The organism is Phenylobacterium sp. (genome assembly GCF_031984885.1).
GTDB lineage: Bacteria > Pseudomonadota > Alphaproteobacteria > Caulobacterales > Caulobacteraceae > Phenylobacterium.
Genome location: NZ_DAMABV010000007.1, coordinates 171,977 through 193,395, shown reverse-complemented (window position 1 = coordinate 193,395; position 21,419 = coordinate 171,977). Strand labels below are relative to the sequence as shown.

At 69.4% G+C, this 21,419-nt stretch carries 20 protein-coding genes and 1 pseudogene; 9 read left to right on the top strand and 12 right to left on the bottom strand.

Translation table 11 applies throughout. The features are described from left to right. The first annotated feature begins 90 nt into the window (after positions 1–90). A complete protein-coding gene (locus RTL41_RS12755; protein ID WP_312164936.1) occupies positions 91–264 on the top strand; it encodes a DUF465 domain-containing protein in 174 nt (57 codons plus the stop codon). 132 nt (positions 265–396) lie between these two features. Here RTL41_RS12755 and RTL41_RS12750 read toward each other — a convergent pair whose 3' ends face one another. Next, positions 397–1,068 carry a DUF1013 domain-containing protein gene (locus tag RTL41_RS12750; RefSeq protein WP_409418335.1) on the bottom strand — a complete coding sequence of 224 codons (672 nt, stop codon included), beginning with the start codon at positions 1,066–1,068 and terminating at the stop codon, positions 397–399. 229 nt (positions 1,069–1,297) lie between these two features. Between RTL41_RS12750 and RTL41_RS12745 the strand changes: the two genes are divergently transcribed. From RTL41_RS12745 to RTL41_RS12735, 3 genes are read left to right on the top strand one after another with little or no spacing between them, the layout of a single operon-like run. Then, positions 1,298–1,654, top strand: coding sequence for a hypothetical protein (locus RTL41_RS12745; protein WP_312164934.1), 357 nt, complete (start codon positions 1,298–1,300; stop codon positions 1,652–1,654). A 50-nt stretch (positions 1,655–1,704) separates the two neighbouring features. Further along, the gene (locus RTL41_RS12740) at positions 1,705–2,445 is read left to right on the top strand and encodes a TylF/MycF/NovP-related O-methyltransferase (RefSeq protein WP_312164932.1); all 741 of its coding nucleotides are present in this window, start codon (positions 1,705–1,707) and stop codon (positions 2,443–2,445) included. 44 nt (positions 2,446–2,489) lie between these two features. After that, on the top strand, positions 2,490–3,785 hold the full coding sequence (locus RTL41_RS12735) for a lanthionine synthetase LanC family protein (RefSeq protein ID WP_312164931.1): 1,296 nt from the start codon (positions 2,490–2,492) through the stop codon (positions 3,783–3,785). Here RTL41_RS12735 and ribB read toward each other — a convergent pair. From ribB to RTL41_RS12705, 6 genes are all read right to left on the bottom strand, one after another. Continuing rightward, positions 3,782–4,939: a 3,4-dihydroxy-2-butanone-4-phosphate synthase gene (gene ribB / locus RTL41_RS12730; RefSeq protein ID WP_312164929.1), complete on the bottom strand. Its 1,158-nt coding sequence runs from the start codon at positions 4,937–4,939 to the stop codon at positions 3,782–3,784. The genes RTL41_RS12735 and ribB overlap by 4 nt on opposite strands. Further along, positions 4,936–5,511: an NADPH-dependent FMN reductase gene (locus RTL41_RS12725; RefSeq protein WP_312164927.1), complete on the bottom strand. Its 576-nt coding sequence runs from the start codon at positions 5,509–5,511 to the stop codon at positions 4,936–4,938. The genes ribB and RTL41_RS12725 overlap by 4 nt, the downstream gene beginning before the upstream one ends. Then, on the bottom strand, positions 5,508–7,226 hold the full coding sequence (locus RTL41_RS12720) for a class I adenylate-forming enzyme family protein (RefSeq protein WP_312165141.1): 1,719 nt from the start codon (positions 7,224–7,226) through the stop codon (positions 5,508–5,510). Before RTL41_RS12720 ends, RTL41_RS12725 begins: the two co-directional genes overlap by 4 nt. Before the next feature lie 151 nt (positions 7,227–7,377). Further along, the gene (locus RTL41_RS12715; protein WP_312164924.1) at positions 7,378–8,706 is read right to left on the bottom strand and encodes an acyl-CoA dehydrogenase family protein; all 1,329 of its coding nucleotides are present in this window, start codon (positions 8,704–8,706) and stop codon (positions 7,378–7,380) included. A gap of 189 nt (positions 8,707–8,895) precedes the next feature. Continuing rightward, entirely contained in the window at positions 8,896–10,368 is a 1,473-nt protein-coding gene (locus tag RTL41_RS12710) for an MATE family efflux transporter (RefSeq protein ID WP_312164923.1), read from the bottom strand. A 233-nt stretch (positions 10,369–10,601) separates the two neighbouring features. After that, positions 10,602–12,008 carry an amino acid permease gene (locus RTL41_RS12705; RefSeq protein ID WP_312164922.1) on the bottom strand — a complete coding sequence of 469 codons (1,407 nt, stop codon included), beginning with the start codon at positions 12,006–12,008 and terminating at the stop codon, positions 10,602–10,604. Between the two features lie 170 nt (positions 12,009–12,178). Here RTL41_RS12705 and RTL41_RS12700 point away from each other — a divergent pair, with 170 nt between their 5' ends. After that, positions 12,179–13,924: a DUF885 family protein gene (locus RTL41_RS12700; protein WP_312164921.1), complete on the top strand. Its 1,746-nt coding sequence runs from the start codon at positions 12,179–12,181 to the stop codon at positions 13,922–13,924. A gap of 130 nt (positions 13,925–14,054) precedes the next feature. On the opposite strand, the gene RTL41_RS12695 is transcribed toward RTL41_RS12700, so the two are convergent. Then, positions 14,055–14,690, bottom strand: coding sequence for a helix-turn-helix domain-containing protein (locus RTL41_RS12695; protein ID WP_312164920.1), 636 nt, complete (start codon positions 14,688–14,690; stop codon positions 14,055–14,057). Between the two features lie 152 nt (positions 14,691–14,842). Here RTL41_RS12695 and RTL41_RS12690 point away from each other — a divergent pair, with 152 nt between their 5' ends. The 4 genes and pseudogenes from RTL41_RS12690 (at position 14,843) to RTL41_RS12675 (ending at position 18,373) form a co-directional block, all read left to right on the top strand. Further along, on the top strand, positions 14,843–15,676 hold the full coding sequence (locus RTL41_RS12690) for a UDP-2,3-diacylglucosamine diphosphatase (protein WP_312164919.1): 834 nt from the start codon (positions 14,843–14,845) through the stop codon (positions 15,674–15,676). A 56-nt stretch (positions 15,677–15,732) separates the two neighbouring features. Continuing rightward, positions 15,733–15,924: pseudogene (locus tag RTL41_RS12685) on the top strand (TetR/AcrR family transcriptional regulator); the annotation flags it as partial. Between the two features lie 111 nt (positions 15,925–16,035). Further along, complete coding sequence (locus tag RTL41_RS12680) at positions 16,036–17,133, top strand: glycosyltransferase family 1 protein (RefSeq protein WP_312165139.1); 1,098 nt, start codon at positions 16,036–16,038, stop codon at positions 17,131–17,133. 10 nt (positions 17,134–17,143) lie between these two features. Beyond that, entirely contained in the window at positions 17,144–18,373 is a 1,230-nt protein-coding gene (locus RTL41_RS12675) for a bifunctional alpha/beta hydrolase/OsmC family protein (RefSeq protein WP_312164918.1), read from the top strand. Here RTL41_RS12675 and arsB read toward each other — a convergent pair. The 4 genes from arsB to RTL41_RS12655 all read right to left on the bottom strand — a co-directional run bounded on the left by arsB (position 18,370) and on the right by RTL41_RS12655 (position 21,418). Next, the gene (gene arsB, locus RTL41_RS12670) at positions 18,370–19,407 is read right to left on the bottom strand and encodes an ACR3 family arsenite efflux transporter (RefSeq protein WP_312164917.1); all 1,038 of its coding nucleotides are present in this window, start codon (positions 19,405–19,407) and stop codon (positions 18,370–18,372) included. The two genes, RTL41_RS12675 and arsB, sit on opposite strands and share 4 nt — an antisense overlap. Positions 19,408–19,409: 2 nt before the next feature. Continuing rightward, on the bottom strand, positions 19,410–19,913 hold the full coding sequence (locus RTL41_RS12665) for an arsenate reductase ArsC (RefSeq protein WP_312164915.1): 504 nt from the start codon (positions 19,911–19,913) through the stop codon (positions 19,410–19,412). 19 nt (positions 19,914–19,932) lie between these two features. Continuing rightward, positions 19,933–20,271 (bottom strand): helix-turn-helix transcriptional regulator, encoded by a 339-nt coding sequence (locus RTL41_RS12660; protein ID WP_312164914.1) that lies wholly within the window; start codon positions 20,269–20,271, stop codon positions 19,933–19,935. A 106-nt stretch (positions 20,272–20,377) separates the two neighbouring features. Beyond that, positions 20,378–21,418 carry a substrate-binding domain-containing protein gene (locus tag RTL41_RS12655; RefSeq protein WP_312164912.1) on the bottom strand — a complete coding sequence of 347 codons (1,041 nt, stop codon included), beginning with the start codon at positions 21,416–21,418 and terminating at the stop codon, positions 20,378–20,380. Position 21,419 lies beyond the last annotated feature (1 nt).

The following is a 21,419-nucleotide window of genomic DNA, read 5'->3' as shown; positions in this document are numbered from 1 at the left end:
CAGCCCACTGCAAACATATGTGATCTGACAGGTCAGACCAGCGGGTGTTCACTCTTCGAGACAGTAAGTTCGACAAGGAGATGACACGTCATGGCCGTCGAAGCCCGTATCCGTGAACTTGGCTCCCGCCACCAGAACCTGGAGCGGATGATCGAGGAGGAGACGAACAGACCGGCCGCAGACGCCACCAAGTTGAAGGCGCTGAAGCTCAAGAAGCTGAAGCTCAAGGAGGAGATCGCGGCCCTGGGCGCGCAAGCGCACTAGGCTTCGCCTCCTCTTCGTCCGGACGGGTGGGGGCCGGACGCCAGACGACCCCGCGATCGCCTCCACGGGTCCCCGGAGACGATCGGAGGGGCCGTCTGCGCGTCTGCTTGAGCGCAGCCGCCCCCTCGGTTCCTAGTCTTCCTCGCCGTCCTCGTCGTCGAAGTGCGGCGGCTCGGCCGAATGGGGCTGATCGTCGGCCGCGGCGCTGACCGCGCCGGTTTCCGAGGCCGGCTCCAGGGTCGGCCCGTCGACGATGCCGCGCCGGGCGTCGTCCTTGGCCTTCTTGTCGGCCGCCTTCTTCACCACCGCGTCCAGTTCCAGTTGCGAGGCCAGGCCGAGCGTCACCGGATCGACCGGCTTGATGTTGGCCGAGTTCCAGTGGCTGCGGTTGCGGACCTGGTCGATGGTCGCCTTGGTGGTGCCCAGCAGGCGGGCGACCTGGCTGTCGGCGACTTCCGGGTGATTGCGGATGAACCAGGCGATGGCGTCCGGGCGGTCCTGGCGGCGCGACACCGGGGTGTAGCGCGGCGCCTTCTTCACCGGCTTGAGCAGTTCGGCGTGGCGGCTCTTCTGGGCCTTCATCCGGTACTTGTCGTTGGTCTGGGCCTTGTCCAGTTCCTCGCGCGAGAGCTGGCCGTTGGCGATCGGGTCGGCGCCGCGAATGTCGCGCGCCACTTCGCCGTCGGCGATGCCCTTCACTTCCAGCGGATGCAGGCCACAGAAGTCGGCGATCTGATCGAAGGTCAGCGAGGTGTTGTCGACCAGCCAGACGGCGGTCGCCTTCGGCATCAGAATGTCGGTCATGACGGTCTTTCCAAAATGACGGCGCCCGGCCTTTCGGCCGGGCGGTGCAATCAAGCAGACCGTCATATAGGCCCGTTCCGCGCTCAAGAAAACGACAATCCTCAAGCACCGCGCAAGCCGGCGTGCGTGTAGCACAAGCAAATGGTCGCGTCAGGGATGTTCCCTAAAGACATTTGCGGCGGGCGTGCCAAAGTCTCCTCAACAACGACCCTTCAGGGAGGGCTCAGGAATGAGAGGCGCGGTCCTGCCGATCGCCGCTGCAGCGCTGCTGTCGGCCTGCACCACCACGACACCTCATCGGACCGCGGCCGCGTCGGCCCCGCAGAAGGACTATAGTCACATGTCCTGTCGCGAGCTCGCCGCCGAGCTGGCCCTCACCGAACGCGCCTACATGTCGACCACGCGCCGCCAGCGCCCGGCCAGCGAAGGGGCGAGCGCCCAGGCCTATCTGTTCCCGGCCTCGCTGGGCGCCGCGCCGCCGGTCGCTTCGGCCAAGCTGGAGGCCAGGCTCGACGACCTGCGCCGCGCCTCGCGGGCGAAACGCTGCTCCAGCGCCTGGCGCAGCTACGACACCGCCACGGCATAGTCACATAACGGCGATTGCCGAGCGCCGCGGAGCCGCCTAGCAATGAGCGCATGACCCCCGTCGCTCTACCGGTGATCGGCACGCCCAGGACCATCGTCGGCGGCCGCTCGGCCCATGACGGCTATCAGCGCGGCTGGGGCCTGATGCATGCCGGGGTCGCCGACCTGGTGGCCCGCCATCCGCTCTACCAGGCCGGCCTCGAGGCTTCCGGCGGCTGGTCGGTGATGGTCGAATCCAAGCGCATGAACCTGTTCCTGATCCTGACCTCGTTCTTCGCAGGCCTGGACGGCCAGGACGTGATCGAGTTCGGGTCCTACCGGGGCGGCAACGCCCTGTTCATGGCCCGGGTGCTGTGGGACGTGGCGCCGGGGGCCAAGGTCTATGCCTGCGACACCTATGAGGGGATGCCCGCCACCGACGCCGGGCGCGACCTGCACGGCGCCGGCGATTTCGGCGACAGCTCCTGCGAGGCGCTGGTCCAGCGCCGCGACGCGCTGGGCCTGACCAACCTGGTGGTGGTCAAGGGCCTGTTCCAGGACACCTTCCCCGCCATCGCGCGCGAACGTCCGTGCTTCGGCCTGGCCCACATCGACTGCGACATCTATTCGGCCGTGAAATATACCCAGGCCGAGGTCTGGCCGCTGATGTCGCGGGGCGGATACGTGGTCTATGACGACGCCGACACCCCCTCCTGCCTCGGCGCCACCGAGGCGGTCGAAGAGCTGGTGATGCAGCGCAAGCTCCACTCCGAACAGGTCTGGCCCCATTGGGTGTTCCGCGCTGGCCTCTAGACTCGCCCGCCGCTAGCCTCTGAAAAAACAGAGGACGGGTGGAAATGGGCAGGTACGGCCAGGCGGCGCTTGAGGCGCTGAACTTCATCGAGGCGCAGCGCGCGCCCGGAACCGCCGTCTGGCGGAGCAACGACCACCCCAAGGCGCGCCCGGCCCACACGCTCTATCACGGCGCCGGCGGCGTCATCCTGCTGCTGCTGGAGCTGCACGCCCAGTCCGGCGAGCCCGCCTTGATGGAGAAGGCGATCGCCGCCGGCGACGAGATCCTCGCCCACATCGAGACCTTGGGCGAGCTCTCGGTGAACGCGTCCACCGGCTGGGGCGGCTATGTCTTCGTGCTGGGCGAACTGGCCAAGGCCACCGGACTGGACCGCTATCGCGACGGGGCGGTCGCCTGTCTTGCGCGCGTGGAAGCGGCCGCCACGCCGCTGGGCGCCGGGGTCGGCTGGATCGAACCGATGCCGTTCTCCGACATCACCGGCTTCACCGGCGATCGCGAGATCTACGACCAGTCGGTCGGCGCGGCCGGGGTGATCCTGACCCTGCTCTACGCCCAGGACCTCTATCCCGGCGCCCTGCCGCTGGCGGTCGCGGCGGGCGAGCGGCTGCTGGAGGTCGGCGAGGCGACGCCGGACGGCCTGCGCTGGCGGATGATGGCCGACATGCCGTTCCAGTTCACCGCGCCGAACTTCGCCCACGGCGGGGCGGGCGTCGGCTACGCCCTGCTGCAACTGCACCGCGCCACCGGCGAGGCCCGCTATCTCGACGCCGCCAAGGAGGCCGCGCGCTATGTGATGAGCCGCAGCCACCCGGTCGGCGCCGGGCGGCTGGTCTGCCACAACGAGGACACCCGCAAGCCGATCTTCTATCTCTGCGCCTGCCACGGCCCGGCGGGGACCGGCCGCCTGCTGCTGGAGCTGCACGCGGTGACCGGCGAGGCGCAGTGGGCGCAGGCCCTGGACCAGTTGGTGGCCGGCATCGCGGGCGCCGGCGCCCCGGAAGAACGCTCGGCCGGCTTCTGGAACAATCATGGCCAGTGCTGCGGCGATGCCGGCGTGGGCGAGTTCGCCCTGCTGCTGGCCCGCCGCACGGGCGGGCCGGCCTATCTGGACCTGGCCCGGCGCTGCGCCGAGGTGATCCTGGGCGCCAGCGAGGCCGAAGACGGCCAGCGCCGCTGGCGCCAGGCCGAGCACCGCGACCGGCCCGACTTCATCCAGGCCCAGACCGGCTACATGCAGGGCGCCGCCGGCATCGCCAGCTTCCTGCAGCACCTGGACGGCGTGCTGGCCGGCGAGCCGGTGAAGATCGCCATGCCGGACTGGCCGGCGATGGAGGCCTAGTCCAGCGGGCGGCGGCCGACGATCCGCAGGCCATAGCCGCCCGAGCCCGGCAGCACCGTGGTCGAGTTCGACAGCAGCTCCATGTCGCGCACGCCCAGGTCCAGCAGGATCTGGGCCCCGACGCCGTAGTCGCGCAGCACGGCCGCGCCGTGGTCGGCGCCCGGCTCGGCGCCGTAGCGTTCCGACAGCCAGGCCGGATTGGAATCGCGGATGAACACCGCCACCCCGGCGCCGTCATAGGCGGAGATGGCCTCCAGCGCCTTGGGCACGAAGTCCCGGCGCGCCTCGGCGTGGCCCAGCATGTCGGCGGCGAAGTCGACGCGGTGCATGCGCACCAGGGTCGCCTTGTCCGGATCGATCTTGCCCTTGGTCAGGACCACATGCTCGGTCTTGTCGAGGATGTTGCGGTAGATGACCATCCGGAAGCGGCCGCCATAGGCGCTGTCGAACGGCGTCTCCAGCACCCGCTCCACCTGCCGCTCGGTGCGGCGGCGATAGGCGATCAGGTCGGCGATGGCGCCGATCTTCAGGCCATGCAACTGGGCGAAGGCGACCAGGTCGGGCAGCCGGGCCATCGACCCGTCGTCCTTCATGATCTCGCAGATCACCCCGGCCGGGTTCAGGCCGGCCATGCGGCTGATGTCGACCGCGGCCTCGGTATGGCCGGCGCGGACCAGCACGCCGCCGTCCTTGGCGACCAGCGGGAAGACGTGGCCGGGCGAGACGATGTCGTCGGCGCCCTTGGTCGGATCCACCGCCACGGCGATGGTGTGGGCGCGGTCATGGGCCGAGATGCCGGTGGTCACCCCCTCGCGCGCCTCGATCGAGACGGTGAAGGCGGTGCCGTGACCCGACTGGTTGTCGATGGCCATCGGCGGCAGGCGCAGGGTCCGCGCGCGCTCGGCGCTGATCGACAGGCAGATCAGGCCGCGCGCATGCTTGGCCATGAAGTTGATCTGGTCGGGCGTGGCGAACTGCGCCGGGATGATGACGTCGCCCTCGTTCTCGCGATCCTCGGCGTCGACCAGGATGTAGGGCCGGCCGTTGCGGGCGTCCTCGATGATGTCCTCGATCGGCGAGATGGCCGACTCGTGGGGCGCTTCCTCGGATCCGGAGCCGGATCCGCTGGGCGAAACGAGGTGGGGGCGGGTCATAGGCGAGCTTTCATCTTGGCGAAGTCCAGCACCTGCTCTCCGACGGTGGCTAGCTGCCAGGCGTCCTTCGCCTCGATGCAGCCGCCCTCCGCGTCGAACAGACCGCCGGCGGCGTTCAGGGCCGCGCCGAACGGCGTCGGCCAGCCCCGCAGCGCATGTACGATCGATCGCAGGGTGGTCAAGGTGGTTCCGGCCGCCTGCCAGCCCTCGGCGGTAATGACGCAGCCCACCGCCCGGTCGGTCAGGTAGGGCCGCGCGTCCTCGCGCAGCAGCTCCAGGGTGTCGAGCGCGTTCTTCATCACGCCGGAGATCGAGCCGTGATAGCCGGGGCTGGCGACGATGATCCCGTCGGCGACGCGGACTGCTTCGGCCAGTTCGCTCTGCTCGGGCGTCGGTTCGGGGACGGCCGGGTTGTAGATCGGCAGGCGCGAGAGGAAGTCGCCGCCCAGCAGGCGGGTCTCCCCGCCCCCGGCCTCGACCGCGCGCAGGGCGATGGTCAGGGCGCGTTCGGTGCTCGAGCCCGGCCGGGTGGTGCCGCCGATGCCGACGATCAGCGGCTTGCGCGAACTCATGACTGCGCCTCGAACAGCTTCTTCAGTTCCGTCTTCACGATCTTGCCGTTGGCGTTGCGCGGCAGGGTCTCGGGCCAGAAGCGGACCTCGACCGGAACCTTGAACGCCGCCAGGCGCGCACGGACGAAGGCGCGCAGTTCGTCCTCGTCCGCCGTTCCGCCCGGCTTGAGGTGGACCACCGCGACCGGCTCCTCCCCCAGCGTCTTGTGCGGCCGGCCGACCAGGGCGGCGTCCATCACGTCCGGGTGGTCGTAAAGCACGTTCTCGACCTCGACGCAGTAGATGTTCTCGCCGCCGCGGATCAGCATGTCCTTGGCCCGGTCGATGATGAAGAGGAAGCCCTCCTCGTCGATCCGCGCCAGGTCGCCGGTGCGCAGCCAGCCCTCGACGAAGGTCTCGGCCGTGGCCTCCGGCTTGTTCCAGTAGCCCTTCACGACCTGCGGCCCCTTGACCCACAGCTCGCCCACGGCCCCCGGCGCCAGGATGGTGACGCCGTCGGCCGGGTCGCGGATCTGCATCTCGCCCACCGGCGCGGCGGGGCCGGCGCTGGCCGGGCGGTTCTCGTAGTCCCTGCCCAGGTGCGAGGTGAAGGTGGCGGTGGTCTCGGTCATGCCCCAGCCGTTGCCGGGCTGCGAGGCCGGGAACACCTCGACGATCTTGCGGACCAGCTCGGGCGCCGAGGGCGCTCCGCCATAGGCCACCGACTGCAGGGACGAGAGGTCGTACTTGCCGCGGGCCGGATGCTCGATCAACTGCCAGGCGATGGTCGGCACCCCGCCGGTGGAGTTGACCTTCTCGCGCTCGATCAGCGCCATGGCCGGCTCGGTGTCCCAGCGGCGCATCAGCACGATCTTGCCGCCCGCGTTCAGGGCCGGCGACAGGTTGGCCGACAGGCCGGTGGCGTGGAACATCGGCACCACCAGCAGGCTGACCCGCTGGGGCAGCTTGTGCGGATCGCTCTCCGGCAGCGGCTGGCCCGCGCGCAGGAAGTTGCGCGTCGCCGCGATGCCGCTGGCCATGATGTTCGAGGTCATGTTGCGGTGAGTGCCAAGCGCGCCCTTCGGCTTTCCGGTGGTGCCGGAGGTGTAGAGGATGGTGGCGTCGTCGTCGGGCGCCAGGGCCACGTCGGGCAGCGGCTGGTCGGGCAAGGCGCCCCAGTCGTTGACCTTGCCGATGACGTCCTCCAGCCGGCGCACCTTCGGATCGGTCGGCTCGGCCGCCAGGCGCGGGGCGTAGACCTTTTCCAGGGCCGGCAGGTTCGGGAACGAGTCCAGGATCCGCTCCAGCCGCTCGTCGTCGACGATGGCGACCTTGGTCCCGGAGTCGGCCAGGCCGTACTCCAGCTCAGGCCCGGTCCACCAGGCGTTCAGCGGCGTGACGATCGCCCCGGCCAGGATCCCGGCCCAGAAGGCCACCGGCCATTCGGGGATGTTGCGCATGATGACGGCGACGCGGTCGCCTTTCTTCACCCCGTCGGCCTGCAGTTGCACGGCCAGGGCGATGGTGGCCCGGGCGAAGCTCTCGAAGGTGGCGCGGTCGTCCTCGTAGACCAGGAACTCGCGGTCCTTGAAGGTGCGGCCGTTCAGGAAGATGTCGCGCAGGGTCGGCGGCGCGTTCTTCCAGGTCCGGGTGGCGATCCCGCGGATCACCTTCTCCTCGATCTCGAAGCGCTGGCCCGGCGCGGTGAGCCGGGCGTGGGCCTCGGCCAGCGTCATGACGGGCCAGGCGGGCGCGGCCGGCGGTGCGGAATCGGTCTGAACGTCGGTCACGAAAATCCTCGAAATCGAATAGCTCAAATAGGCAGGGCGGCTTCCAATCAGAAGCCGCCCCACACACTAGTCCCATGCTCTCGCGGCGGTACAGCCGTTAGGCGCTCGCCGTGCTTTTGCCGCGCTCGGCCCGATAGGCTTCCTTCAGCTCGGCCAGCTCCTTGGCGTACTTCTCCTCGGCCGCCTCCTTGAGGCGCGGGATGTGGTAGTTCGGGAACAGGTCGTTGTCGGGCCGGTAGTCCTTCAGCACCTGCTTGGCCAGGGTGACCTTGTGGACCTCGGTCGGCCCGTCGGCGATGCCCATGACCAGGCTCGACGTCACCATGTGCATGAACGGCATCTCGTTGGAGACGCCGAGCGCGCCGTGCAGGTGGGCGGCCTTGGTGGCCACGTCGTTATAGACCTTGGGCATCGCGACCTTGATGGCGGCGATGTCCTTGCGGACCAGGTTGTAGTCCTTGTGCTTGTCGATCAGCCAGGCGGTGCGCAGCACCAGCAGGCGGAACTGCTCGACCGCGATCCAACTGTCGGCGATCTGCTCCTGCACCATCTGCAGGTCGGCCAGCTTGCCGTCGCGGGTGGTGCGCGAGACCGCCCGGCGGCACATCAGGTCCAGGGCGTGCTTGCAGGCGCCGACCGTGCGCATGGCGTGGTGCACGCGCCCGCCGCCCAGGCGGACCTGGGCGATGACGAAGGCCGCGCCGCGCTCGCCCAGCAGGGCGTCATAGGGCACCCGGACGTTGTTGTAGCGGACATAGCCCTCGGTCCCGTTGCCGATCTCGCCGCTGCCGACGCCGACATTGCGGATGATCTCGACGCCGGGGGTGTCGGTCGGCACCAGGAAGATCGAGGTGCGGCGGTAGGGGTCCTTGGCGTCCGGGTCGGTGACCGCGTACAGCACCAGCACCTTCGAATAGCGGGCGTTGGTCGAGAACCACTTCTCGCCGTTGATCACCCACTCGTTCCCGTCCAGCACCGCGCGGGTCTTGAAGGTCAGCGGGTCGGAGCCGCCGGTCGGCTCGCTCATCGAGAAGGCCGAACGGATGTCGCCGTTGAGCAGCGGCCAGAGGTACTGCTCCTTCTGCTTGTCGGTGCCGTAGTGGGCGATGATCTCGGCGTTGCCGGTGTCGGGCGCCTGGCAGCCGAAGATGGTGGGGGCCAGGCTGTTGCGGCCCAGCTTCTCGTTCATCAGGCCGAGCTTGAGCTGGCCATAGCCCTGGCCGCCCAGTTCGGGGCCGAGGTGGCAGGCCCACAGCCCCTGGGCCTTCACCTTCTCCTGCAGCGGCTTGATGAACTTCTCGCGCCCCAGGGAGCCGCGCACCGCCAGGCCGAGCTGCGAGAGCGGCTCGACCTCCTCGCGCATGAAGTCCTCGATCCAGTCGAGCTTCTTCTGGAACTCCGGGTCGGTTTCAAAATCCCAGGCCATCTGGCGCCTCCCATACGCTCGCACGGAGCCGAATTTTTCAAAATATCGGTATGGACGGTCGCGCGACCGTCCGGAAATCCTGCGCCCGGACAGCCGCTTAGGTCGCCGGGCCCGCGGCCATTATCAAACGCTTGTTTGCCGGACGCAACGGCGCCGGCGCCGCCCCGGCGTGTTTTTCTAGGATCGGCCCTACTCGGCCGGGGCCTTGGCCGGAAGCGCATGACGGGCCGCCTCGTCGACCACCTCGGTCTCCTCGGCCACCGACGGCGGGCTCATGCCGGTGTCGGGCGCCGCGCCCATCGGAATGCCCTCCATCAGCCGGGACTTGCGCCAGCCGCCCCAGCGGTAATAGGCCGCCGCCAGCACCAGCGAGATTATCGAGCCCAGCGGGAAGCTCCACCAGACGGCGTCCTGGCCGAGGGTCGGCTGCAGGAACTGCGCGAACGGGATGCGCACCAGCCACATCGAGATCAGCAGGCCCAGCAGCGGCGGCCACACCGCGCCGGTGGCGCGGATGATCCCGTTGAGCACGAACGCCATGCCGAACGGGATGAAGCCCCACAGCGCGAAGGCGTTGATATGCATGGCGATGGCCATCGACGGGCTGCCGGCCGGCAGGAACGCCATCAACACCCAGGGCTCGACCAGATAGATCAGCGCCACCGGCAGGCCGGTCATCAAGGCGGCGATCATCACCCCCTTGCGGGCGATCTGGCCCACCCGGTCCATGCGTCCGGCGCCGACGTTCTGGGCCGCCATCGAGGAGACCGCCGCGCCCAGCGCCATGGCCGGCATCTGGATATAGGTCCAGAGCTGGATCGCCGCCCCGTAGCCGGCCGCCGTGGCCGAGCCGTAGGCGTTGACGAAGCGGATCATCATCACCGCCGCCCCCGAGATCACCAGCATCTGCAGGGCCATCGGGAAGCCCTTGACCACCAGCGTGCGGATGATCGCCAGCTCGGGCTTGAACAGCCGCCAGTCGGCGCGCTTGAGGATCAGCACGCTATCGGTGCGGTAGAGATAGATGATCATCGCCACCAGGGTGATGTTCTGGCTGATCAGGGTGGCCGTCGCCGAGCCGGCGATCCCCAGGCGCGGGAACGGCCCGAAGCCGGTGATCAGCAGCGGGTTCAGGATCACGTCCAGCCCCACCGCCGCGACCGAGAACCAGAACGGGGTCTTGGAGTCGCCCGCCCCCCGCTGCGCCATCATCACGAACGAGAAGAAGTACATGAACGGCATGGCCGCGAAGATCACCCGCAGATAGGTGATCGCATCGCGCGTGGCGTCCGGCGGCGTCTGCATGAGCTTGAGGATCGCCGGGGTCAGCATGTAGCCGGCCACCCCGACCGACAGCGACAGCAGCAGGAAGAAGGTCGAGGCCGACCCCACCACCCGCTTGACCATGGCGATGTCCTTGCCGCCGACCGACTGCGAGATCAGCAGGTTGGCGGCCATGGTCATGCCGAACACCGCGCCCAGCATCAGGAAGAAGATGTTGTTGGCGTTGACCGTGGCGGTCAGGGCCGCCTCGCCCAGCACGTGGCTGACCCAGATGGCGTTGGCCGATCCGTTCAGCGACTGCAGGATGTTCGAGCCCAGCACCGGCAGGGCGAATATGATCAGGGTCTTGCCGATCGGACCCGTGGTCAGGTCCTGCATTCCGCTCGGACGACCGGCTTGGGCCGCATGGCCCCTGTTCACCGCTGAATTCACATCGCTCCCCAAGGCGCTGAAGAATAGGCGCCGGCCTGCCGCTCGACCTCGCCCTTGAAATGAGGGCGCTGCTTTGCTTGACGCCCCGGGCGGCAGACGAACGGACTGTAGGCGCGGGTCTGCGCCGCCTCAAGCGCGCGAAACGCGCTTTCGCGGGAAGAGATCCTGCGGCGGGCGCGCTATACGCTCGCCAGGCGGCTCCGCACCCGGCCATAGGCCAGGTAGACAACGACGCCGATCGCGTTCCAGATCAGGAAGTTGACCAGGGTCGACACCGGCAGGGTCGTGAACAGGTAGAGGCAGCCGGCCACGGCCGCCGGCCCCACGAACCACCACAGCGGCGTGCGGAACGGCCGCGGCAGCTCGGGCGCGCGGCGGCGCATCAGCATCATCGCGATCGCCGTGGCGATGAAGGCCAGCAGGGTCCCGGCGTTGGCCAGGGCGGCGATCTCGTTCAGCGGCAGGAAGCCGGCGATGGAGGCCGCCACCACCCCGGTCAGGATGATCACCGGGGCCGGGACGCCCCGCCGCCCGACCCGCGAAAGCCCGCGCGGCAGCAGGCCGTCGCGGGTCATGGCGAAGAAGATGCGGCTCTGGCCGAACATGAAGACCATGATCACGGTCGGCAGGGCGACCACCGCCGCGCCGGCGACCACGGCGGCGACCTGCGGATGACCCAGGCCGCGCAGGATGAAGGCTAGGGGCTCGGGGCTCCTGGAGAACACGTCGAACGGCGAGGCGCCCAGGGCCGCGGCCGCGACGATCATGTAGATGGCGGTGCAGGCGAACATCGACCCGATGATGCCGATGGTCAGGTCGCGGCCCGGATTCTTGGTCTCTTCCGCCGCCGTCGAGATGGCGTCGAAGCCGTAGAAGGCGAAGAAGATGATGCCCGCCGCGGCGGCCACCCCGCGCTTGACCCCGTCGGCGTCCATGGTCGCGCCGAAGCCGAACGGGGCGAAGGGCTCGAAGTGGGCCGCGTTGAACGCCGGGATGGTCAGGGCCACGAACGCCGCCAGGGCGACGATCTTCACCAGCACCAGGATGAAGTTGACCGTGGCGCTCTCGCGCGTGCCGACCAGCAGCAGGCCGGTGACGACCAGGGTGATCAGGATGGCCGGGAGGTTGATGATCCCGCCCGCGTGCGGCCCGGCCAGCAGGGCCTGGGGCACGGCCCAGCCGGCCTGCTGCATCAGCCCGCCGGCATAGCCCGACCAGCCCACGGCCACGGTCGAGCAGACGACGGTGTATTCGAGGATCAGGCTCCAGCCGACCACCCAGGCCGCCAGCTCGCCCATGCCGACATAGGAATAGGTATAGGCGCTGCCCGCCTGCGGCATCATCGTCGACATCTCCGCATAGCAGAGCGCGGCGAAGGCGCAGACCGCGCCGGCCAGGGCGAAGGACAGGATCACCGCCGGGCCCGCCAGGCCAGCGGCCACGCCGGTCAGGGTGTAGATGCCGGTGCCGATGATCGCGCCCACGCCCAGGGCGACCAGGTGCGGCCAGCCCAGGGTCGGTATCAGGCCATGCCCGTCGTGGGACGGCGGCGGCCCCATCGACTTGCGACGCGTCACGAAACTCATCGAGGTCCCCCCGAGGGCTTTTCTTGTCGCCGCGACCATGGCGCGGCGCGGGCGAGACTTGAAGTGGGATGATTCTTCGCCGTCCGGCGAGGCGGGTTGGCCGAAAATACCTTGGCCAGGGCCGCCGCAGGCGCCAGCTTTCCTGAACTCGTTGTGAAGGTGGACTGATCATGCGTCTGGCGGCCCTGGCCCTCATCCTCGCCCTCGGGGCCGCGCCCGCCTTGGCCGACGACGCCGCCATCGGGAAACTGATCGCCGACTACGGGGCCTACAGCCTGTCGCAGAACCCGATCGAGGCCGGCCAGCAGGGCGAGCGCGCCGCGCTCTCGCGCCTGCCCGACAACTCGCCCGCCGCCGACGCCGCCCGGGCGAAGGCGCTGAAGGGCTTCGCCGCCCAGGTCGCCGCGCTCGATCCGGCCGGCCTGTCCGACGAGGGCCGGATCAATCGGGAGTTCCTGGCCTGGACGCTCGAGCGCCAGCTCCGCAGCCTGGCCTTCGACGAGGCGCGGATGCCGTTCTCCTCGGACGGCGGCTTCCATTGGACGCTGGGCTATCTCGCCGCCTCGACCCCGATGCGCAGCGCCGCCGACGCCCGGGCCTGGATCGACCGCCTGAACGCCGCCCCGGCCTACTACGCCACCGAGATCGCCAACGCCCGGCGCGGCGCCAGGACCGGCTTCACCCAGCCGCGCGGCACGGTCGAACAGGTGATCGCCCGCGCCAGGGAGCAGATCGCGATCCCGGTGGAAGACGACCCGCTGCTGGCGCCGCTCGACCGCCTGCCGGCCGAGGTTCCCGCGGCCGAAAGGGCGGCCCTGCGCGCGCAGGCCATCGCCGCGATCGGCGGCAGGCTGCGCCCGGCCCAGGCGCAGTTCGTGACCTTCCTGGAAACCGAGTACCTGCCCCGGGCCCGCAAGGCCCTGGCGGCCCGCAGCCTGCCGGGCGGCGAGCGCTACTACGCCTGGCTGGTGCAGGACCACACGACCACCGACCTCACCCCCGACCAGATCCACCAGAACGGCCTCGCCGAAGTCGCCCGCATCCGCAAGGAGATGGACGGCGTCATCGCCGAGACCGGCTTTGCGGGCGACTTCGCGGCCTTCCAGGCCCACCTGCGCAGCGACCCGCGGTTCTACGCGACCAGCCGCGAGGCCCTGCTGGAAAAGGCCTCGGAGATCGCCAAGCGGATCGACGACCAGCTTCCCGCCTGGTTCGCCACCTTGCCGCGCCTGACCTACGGCGTGCGTCCGGTCCCGGCCGACATCGAGAAGAGCTACACCACCGGCCGCTATTTCCCCGGCAATCCCGCCCTGGGCGTCGCCGGCGGCTACATGGTCAACACCTACGACCTACCCCAGCGGCCGCTCTACGAGCTGCCGGCCCTGACCCTGCACGAGGCCGTGCCCGGCCATCACCTGCAGATCGCGCTCGGCCAGGAGGCGCAGGGCGTCCCCTACTTCCGCCGCGAGGCGAACGTCACCGCCTTCACCGAGGGCTGGGGCCTCTATGCCGAGAAGCTGGGCGGCGAGATGGGCGTCTACCGTAACGCCTACGAGCGATTCGGCCGCCTGTCCTACGAGATGTGGCGCGCCTGCCGGCTGGTCGCCGACACCGGCCTGCACTGGAAGGGCTGGAGCCTGGACCAGGCCCGCGAGTGCTTCGCCAGGAACTCGGCCCTCTCGCCGCTCAATATCGAGATCGAGCTGGCGCGCTACGTCTCCTGGCCGGGCCAGGCCCTGGCCTACAAGACCGGTGAGATGAAGATCCTCGCCATCCGCGAGCGGGCCAGGGCGGAGCTGGGCGAGAAGTTCGACATCCGCCGTTTCCACGACGCCATGCTGCTGGCCGGCCCGATGCCGCTCGACATGCTGGAACGCCGGATGGACGCCTGGATCGCGGCGGAAAAGGCGAGGTAGGGCCCTTCGTCGGGAGGGCGGTCGCAGATGGCGCGGTCGCCCATCGCCTCCGATCGTCATCCCCGGCCGCGTCGGCGTGCCGGGGATCCATACGCGCCAGGGATCGCCGGCGGACCTCGGCGAAGGGTGATCAGTCGGGCCAGAGTTCCTGGACGTCGCCCTTGCGGTTCAGCACCCGCACCGCCCGCTTGACCACCGCCAGCAGCCGCTCCTTGCGGGCCTGCTCATCATAGGTCATCGCGCCGCGGGCCAGGCCCTCCAGCAGGAAGCGGCCGAGGTCGCGGCTGGTCTGGAAGCGCGGGTCCACCCCGGCCTGGGCCAGGGCCAGGAACCGGTCGCCCACCTGGTTGCGGTCGAAGGCGCTCTGGGCGTCGGCCAGGCGCACGCGCAGCATGGCGTCGGTGCGGGCCGCGGCCTCCAGCTCGGCGAAGGCGATGAACGGAATTTCGTGCAGCAGCGCCCAATAGGCGTCGATGGCGTGCTCGGCCGCGTCCACGCCCGGCGCCATCGGCCCGGATGCCGCTTGTTCAAACAGCCGCGCCCGTTCCACCTCGATGTGGGTGATCGCCGCCTCGACCAACTCCTCGCGGCTGGCGAAATGATAGAGCATCGCGCCGCGCGTCAGGTTCGCGGCGTCGGCGATCATCGCGTTCGTCGCCGCGTGATAGCCGTTTTCGGCAAACAGCCTCATGGCCGCGTCAAGGATACGCGCGCGGGTACGCCGAGACTTCGGCGTCTCCTTCGCAGGATAGGTTCGGGCGTCCATTGGACCTTGTTTCGGGAGACCTGGGGAGGGTCGGCCTTCCCAAACCCTTAATTCAAAAGGCGCCGCGACAAAAGGGCTAGAGGCGGTTTCATGAGACTGACATGCAATCAGCCTAACCGATGAGCAGTTCTGGCCGGCCAAGGGGGCGCGGAGTGACAGATCTGGCGATCCGCAACTACCGCGCGGTGTTCATCTCGGACATTCATCTGGGCACGAAAGGCTGCCAGGCCGAACTTCTGCTCGACTTCATCCGGCACATGGAGTGCGAGACGCTCTATCTGGTCGGCGACATCATCGACGGCTGGAAGCTGCGCTCGGGCTGGCACTGGCCCCAGGCCCACAACGACGTCGTCCAGAAGATCCTGCGCATGGCCCGCAAGGGCGTGAACGTGATCTACGTCCCCGGCAACCACGACGACCGCGTGCGCGAGTTCGTCGGCGTCCACTTCGGCGGCGTGGTGGTGGCGCGCGACGCCATCCACGAGACCGCCGACGGCAAGCGCTTCCTGGTCCTGCACGGCGACGAGTTCGACGGGGTGGTGCAGCACGCCAGGTGGCTGGCCTTCGTCGGCGACTACGCCTACCGGGCGCTGATCGCGACCAACACCCTGTTCAACCGCGTCCGCCGGCGCATGGGCTTCGGCTACTGGAGCCTCTCGGCCTTCCTGAAGACCAAGGTCAAGAACGCCCTGCAGTTCGTCGAGAACTTCGAGGCCGCCGTCGCCGACGAGGCGCGCCGCCGCGGCGTCGACGGCGTCATCTGCGGCCACATTCACAAAGCCGAGATGCGCGACATCGACGGCATCGCCTATATCAACGACGGCGACTGGGTGGAGAGCTGCTCGGCGCTGGTCGAACATCACGACGGCAGCCTGGAAATCCTCCACTGGGCCAAGCTGCGCTCGTGGTCGGCCATCGACCGGACCATCCGCCTGGTCGAGCCGGCGCCGGAGCCCGAGGCCCTGCCCACCCCAGCCGCGGCCTGACCCCCCAGGTCAGCCCTGATTGACAGCCCCACTGATTTGGTGACAGTCCCGCTGTCATGTTACCGCCGACACGCTACGCTTCGAGCCTGCGCGACCGCCAGAAACAGGCGACCCGCGACCAGATCATGCACGCCGTGGCGCGCAAGCTGGAATCGGGGCCGCTGGAGGACCTCAGCTTCGCGGAGATCGCCGCCGAGGCCGAGGTCGGCGAGCGCACCGTCTATCGTCATTTCCCCACCAAGGAAGCGCTGCTGGGCGCCTTCTGGGCCTGGCTGCAGGCCCAGGCGCTGACGCCGGCGCGGCCGGCCGCCCGCATCCGCGACGCCATCACCGCCCCGCGCGAGAACGGCCACAAGCCGATGCGCATCCTGCTGGTCACCGACGCCTGGGAGCCGCAGGTCAACGGCGTGGTCCGCACGCTCTCGCGCGTGGTCGGCGAGCTGAAGGACCTGGGCCACTCCGTCGAGGTGATCAGCCCCGACCAGTTCAAGACCTTCCCGCTGCCGACCTATCCCGAGATCAAGGTCGCCCTGGCCGCCCACGAGCCGGTGCAGGAGCGCTTCAAGGCGTTCGAGCCCGAGGCCATCCACATCGCCACCGAAGGCCCCCTGGGCCTGGCCGCGCGCCGCATCTGCGTCGAATGGAAGCTGCCGTTCACGACCAGCTACCACACGCGCTTCCCGGAGTACGTCTCGGCCCGCCTGCCTTTGCCGCTGGCCGCCGGCTACGCCTACATGAAGTGGTTCCACAAGCCGTCCGGCCGGATGATGGTCACCACCCCGACCATGAAGGACGAGCTGGAGCGGCACGGCTTCGGCAACATCTCGGTCTGGTCGCGCGGCGTCGACACGGTGATGTTCCATCCTCGGCGCGAGGACGAGCCGGACGTCTATGCGGGCCTGCCGCGGCCGGTCTTCCTCTCCGTCGGCCGCGTCGCGGTCGAGAAGAACATCGAAGCCTTCCTCGGCCTCGACCTGCCCGGGACCAAGGTGGTGGTCGGCGACGGGCCGCAGCGCGAAGAGCTGAAGGAGCGCTATCCGAACGCGGTCTTCACCGGCGCCAAGTTCGGCGACGAGCTGGCCTCGTACTTCTCCTGCGCCGACGTCTTCGTCTTCCCCTCGCTGACCGACACCTTCGGGCTGGTGATCCTCGAAGCCATGGCCGCCGGCGTCCCCGTGGCCGCCTATCCCGCGCCCGGCCCGATCGACATCATCCCCGGCTCGGGCGCCGGCGTCCTGGCCCACAGCGCCACCGAGGGCCTGCGCGAAGCCTGCCTGGAAGCGCTCAAGCTCGACAGCAAGACCGTGCGCGCCTTCGCCGAAGGCTTCTCGTGGAAGGCCTGCGCCGAGGACTTCGTGAAGAATCTCCAGCCCTATCCCGAGCCGGAGAAGACCCGCTTCTGGCGCAAGCTGCGCCGGCTCGCCCGCGTGCGCCGGCGCCGTCCGGAGGCCGCATAAGGACCATCCCATGTCCGCCAGCGTCGAACGCGTCGAGTTCCCCGGCCATTCGGGGGCGACGCTCGCCGCCCGCCTCGACCGGCCCAACGGGCCGATCCGCGCCTACGCCCTGTTCGCGCACTGCTTCACCTGCTCGAAGGACCTGCTGGGCGCGCGCCGCATCGCCGCCGACCTCGCCCGCATCGGGGTGGCGGTCCTGCGCTTCGACTTCACCGGGCTCGGCTCCAGCCAGGGCGAGTTCGCCTCGACCAACTTCTCGTCCAACATCGAGGACCTGCTGGCCGCCGCCGACTACCTGCGCCGCGATCACCGCGCGCCGTCGGTGCTGATCGGCCATTCGCTGGGCGGGGCGGCCGCCCTGGCGGTGGCCAAGGACATCCCGGAGGTCCGCGCGGTGGTCACCATCGCCGCCCCCGCCGATCCGGCCCACGTGCTGAAGAACCTCGGCTCCAGCCTCGAGCAGGTCGAGGCCCAGGGCCAGGCGCAGGTCGAGCTCGGCGGCCGCCGCTTCACCATCAGGCGCCAGTTCGTCGAGGACGTGCGCCGGCGCAGCATCCGTGAGGCGGTCGGCGCGATGAAGAAGCCGCTGCTGATCCTGCATTCGCCGCTCGACCAGACGGTCGGCATCGACAACGCCACCCGTATCTTCCTGGCCGCCAGGCACCCCAAGAGCTTCGTCTCGCTCGACAAGGCCGACCACTTCCTGAGCGATCCGGCCGACGCCGCCTTCGCCGCCGAGGTGATCTCCGGCTGGCTCGGCCGCTACATCGCCGCCGACGCGCCGCAGGGCGAGGACCCGATCGAGCACGTCCGGGTCATGGAGACGGGCGACGGCCAGTTCCAGAACGCCGTCCAGGCCGGCCGCCACCGCCTGTTCGCCGACGAGCCGCAGAGCGTCGGCGGGCTCGACACCGGCCCCTCGCCCTACGACTTCCTGTCGGTGGCCCTGGGCGCCTGCACCTCGATGACGCTGCGCCTCTACGCCGCGCGCAAGGGGCTGGGCCTCGGCCGCATCCAGGTCGACGTCAGCCACCAGAAGATCCACGTCCGCGACGGGGTGGGCGGCGCCGACGGCGTCGCCGCCAAGATCGACTGCTTCACCCGGGTCATCTCGGTCGACGGCGAGCTCAGCGACGACCTGGCCGCCAAGATCGTCGAGATCGCGGGCAAGTGCCCGGTCCATCGCACCCTGGAGAACGGCTCCCAGGTCCGCACCGAAGTGCGCCGCGCCGAGGGCTAGGACCGCACCCGCGCGCCGCGCTCGTACCAGCCCTTGCTGGCGTTCACGATCGCCACCACCGACAGCATGACCGGGACCTCGATCAGCACCCCGACCACGGTCGCCAGCGCTGCGCCGGACTGGAAGCCGAACAGGCTGATCGCCGCGGCCACCGCCAGCTCGAAGAAGTTGCTGGCCCCGATCAGCGCCGAGGGCCCGGCCACGCTGTGCGCCTCGCCGCTCGCGCGGTTGAGCAGATAGGCCAGGCCCGAGTTGAAATAGACCTGGATCAGGATCGGGACCGCCAGCATGGCGATGACGGCCGGCTGAGCGATGATCTGCTCGCCCTGGAAGGCGAACAGCAGCACCAGCGTGGCGAGCAGCGCCGCCAGGGCCGCGGGCGAGAGCCTTGCGAGCACGGCGTCGACCAAGGGTGGGCCGCCGCGCCTGATCAGCGCCGCACGCAGGCTCTGGGCCATGATCACCGGCGCGACGATGTAGAGCCCCACCGACAGCAGCAGCGTCTCCCAGGGCACGGTGATCGCCGACAGCCCCAGCAGCAGCCCGACGATCGGGGCGAAGGCCGCCACCATGATCAGGTCGTTGAGCGCCACCTGGCTGAGGGTGAAGTTCGGCTCGCCCCGGGTCAGGTTGCTCCAGACGAAGACCATCGCCGTGCAGGGGGCCGCCGCCAGGATGATCAGGCCGGCGATGTAGCTGTCGATCTCGCCGGCCGGCAGCCAGGGCCGGAACAGCCAGCCGATGAAGACCGCGCCCAGCGCCGCCATCGAGAACGGCTTCACCGCCCAGTTGACGAACAGGGTCACGCCGATGCCGCGCCAGTGCCGGCCGACGCCGCGCAGGGCGGCGAAGTCGACCTTGATCAGCATCGGGATGATCATCAGCCAGATCAGCCCGGCCAGCGGCAGGTTGACCTGGGCGACCTGGGCCGAGCCGATGGCCTGGAAGACGCCCGGAAACAGATGTCCCAACCCCAGGCCCGCGACGATGCAGAGCGCCACCCACAGGGTCAGGTAGCGTTCGAAGACCGACATGGTCACGACGCCTGCGTGTCGGCGTTTTCGTGGATCTCGCGCAGCCTGGTCTGCAGCGACAACTGGTCGATGGTCTCCAGCGGCAGGCTGAGGAACAGGCGGATGCGCGTTCCCAACTGGCGGGCCGCCTCGGCGAAGGCCGCGGCGATCTCGGCCGGGGTCCCCCGGGCGGCGGCCGGATCGGGGATGCCCCAATGGGCGGTCATCGGCTGGCCCGGCCAGACCGGGCAGACCTCGCCGGCGGCGTTGTCGCAGACGGTGATGACGAAATCGAGCGCCGGCGCGCCGGGACGGGCGAACTCGTCCCAGGACTTCGAGCGGAAATCCGAGGCCGTAAAGCCCAGCGCCTCGACCAGGGCCAGGGCGTGGAGGTTGACCTCGCCCCTGGGCGTGGAGCCGGCGGAATAGGCCTTGAACCGGCCCCCCGCCTCCTTGGTGAGCACCGCCTCGGCGATGATCGAGCGCGCCGAGTTGCCCGTGCAGAGGAACAGGATGTTGTAGGTCATGCGCAGGCTCCGTTGGACGTCAGGCGGCGCAGCAGCCGCCGGCGACCTTCGCCAGCGGCGCGCAGATCTCGGGCGACCCGGCGCAGCAGTCCTCCACCAGGTAGGCGAGCAGTTCGCCCATGGCGTCGTACTGGGCGCGGTAGACGATCGAGCGGCCGTCCCGCTGCGAGGTCACCAGGCCGGCATGGGCCAGGATGGCGAGATTGGTCGACAGGGTGTTGGGCAGCACCTCCAGGCGGCGGGCCAGTTCGCCGGCCGCCAGTCCGGCGCCGCCGGCCTGGACCAGCAGTCGGAAGGCGGCCAGGCGGCCCTCGTGAGCAAGGGCGGCGAGGCTGGCGACGGCGCTTTTCGTTTCCATAATTCCAGAATAATCGAAATATATGACGGATGGAAGACGCCGTTGAAACGAAAAACGCCGCGGACCTTGGGGTCCGCGGCGCTCGCCAGCTCTCCTGGTGCTCGGCTTAGGCGGCCGGGCGCGCCATCGGGGTCAGCTTCTCGGCGACGCCCTGCTGGCCGGCGTGCTGGCCGGCCGGCAGCGGGATCAGGCCGCGGCTCTGCAGGTAGCCGCCCCGGCCCGTCGCCGCGTCGGAGACGAACTCGTTGAGGTATTCCTGCAGGCCCTGGGTCACCCCGATGTGGGCCTTCTTCACGTAGATGTAGAGCGAACGCGACAGCGGGTAGGAACCGTCGGCGATGGTGCTGGACGAGGGCTTCACGCCGTTGACCGCCGCGCCCTTGATCTTGTCCATGTTCTCTTCGAGGTAGGACCAGCCGAAGACGCCCAGCGAGCCGGGGGTCTTGGTCAGGGTGCCGACGATGGCGTTGTCGTTCTCGCCGGCGTCGACCCAGCCGTCCTTGCGCAGCGGATCGACCACTTCCTTGAACTTCTTCTCGTTGTTCGAGCGAAGCTCCTCGGCGGTCGGGAACTTGCGGGCGCCGGCCTCGATGGCCAGTTCGACGAAGGCGTCACGGGTGCCCGAGGTCGGCGGCGGGCCGTAGACGTTGATGCGGTTGCCCGGCAGGCCCGAGCCGATCTCGTCCCAGGTCTGGTAGGGGTTGGGCACGAACTTGCCCTGGCGCAGCACGTTGGCCGCCAGGCCCAGGTACAGGTGCTCGGTCTTGAAGTTGTAGTCGGCGCCGTCCTTGTCGGTGGCCACGACGATGCCGTCGAAGCCGATCTTGATCGCGACGATGTCCTTCACGCCCTTGGCGGCGCAGGCGTCGAATTCCGACTTCTTCATCGGGCGCGAGGCGTTGGCGATGTCCGGATAGGCGTCGCCGACGCCGCCGCAGAACAGCTTGATGCCGCCGCCGGTGCCCAGGCTCTCGACTTTCGGAGCCTTCTTGCCGGTCTTCTTGGCGTAGTTTTCGGCCACGCGGGTGGCGAACGGGAACACGGTCGACGAGCCGGCGGCCCAGACGTAGTCGCGGGCGGCGTGGGCGGGAGCCGAAATCGCCATGACGGAGGCGGCGGCGGCGCTGAAGGCCAGGATCTTCTTCACG

Excerpts from the sequence above, each read along its gene's own strand:
- RTL41_RS12755 (WP_312164936.1), top strand. The coding sequence starts at position 91 with ATGGCCGTCGAAGCCCGTATCCGTGAACTTGGCTCCCGCCACCAGAAC.
- arsB (WP_312164917.1), bottom strand. The coding sequence starts at position 19,407 with ATGTCGGTCTTCGAACGCTACCTGACCCTGTGGGTGGCGCTCTGCATC.
- RTL41_RS12720 (WP_312165141.1), bottom strand. The coding sequence starts at position 7,226 with ATGACGCTGGCCGAGGCCCACGCCCGGCTCACCGCGCCGGGCCAGCGC.
- ribB (WP_312164929.1), bottom strand. The coding sequence starts at position 4,939 with ATGACCCGCCCCCACCTCGTTTCGCCCAGCGGATCCGGCTCCGGATCC.
- RTL41_RS12735 (WP_312164931.1), top strand. The coding sequence starts at position 2,490 with ATGGGCAGGTACGGCCAGGCGGCGCTTGAGGCGCTGAACTTCATCGAG.
- RTL41_RS12750 (WP_409418335.1), bottom strand. The coding sequence starts at position 1,068 with ATGACCGACATTCTGATGCCGAAGGCGACCGCCGTCTGGCTGGTCGAC.
- RTL41_RS12710 (WP_312164923.1), bottom strand. The coding sequence starts at position 10,368 with ATGCAGGACCTGACCACGGGTCCGATCGGCAAGACCCTGATCATATTC.
- RTL41_RS12715 (WP_312164924.1), bottom strand. The coding sequence starts at position 8,706 with ATGGCCTGGGATTTTGAAACCGACCCGGAGTTCCAGAAGAAGCTCGAC.
- RTL41_RS12665 (WP_312164915.1), bottom strand. The coding sequence starts at position 19,913 with ATGACCTACAACATCCTGTTCCTCTGCACGGGCAACTCGGCGCGCTCG.
- RTL41_RS12700 (WP_312164921.1), top strand. The coding sequence starts at position 12,179 with ATGCGTCTGGCGGCCCTGGCCCTCATCCTCGCCCTCGGGGCCGCGCCC.
- RTL41_RS12725 (WP_312164927.1), bottom strand. The coding sequence starts at position 5,511 with ATGAGTTCGCGCAAGCCGCTGATCGTCGGCATCGGCGGCACCACCCGG.
- RTL41_RS12660 (WP_312164914.1), bottom strand. The coding sequence starts at position 20,271 with ATGGAAACGAAAAGCGCCGTCGCCAGCCTCGCCGCCCTTGCTCACGAG.
- RTL41_RS12705 (WP_312164922.1), bottom strand. The coding sequence starts at position 12,008 with ATGAGTTTCGTGACGCGTCGCAAGTCGATGGGGCCGCCGCCGTCCCAC.
- RTL41_RS12680 (WP_312165139.1), top strand. The coding sequence starts at position 16,036 with ATGCGCATCCTGCTGGTCACCGACGCCTGGGAGCCGCAGGTCAACGGC.
- RTL41_RS12695 (WP_312164920.1), bottom strand. The coding sequence starts at position 14,690 with ATGGACGCCCGAACCTATCCTGCGAAGGAGACGCCGAAGTCTCGGCGT.
- RTL41_RS12740 (WP_312164932.1), top strand. The coding sequence starts at position 1,705 with ATGACCCCCGTCGCTCTACCGGTGATCGGCACGCCCAGGACCATCGTC.
- RTL41_RS12745 (WP_312164934.1), top strand. The coding sequence starts at position 1,298 with ATGAGAGGCGCGGTCCTGCCGATCGCCGCTGCAGCGCTGCTGTCGGCC.
- RTL41_RS12675 (WP_312164918.1), top strand. The coding sequence starts at position 17,144 with ATGTCCGCCAGCGTCGAACGCGTCGAGTTCCCCGGCCATTCGGGGGCG.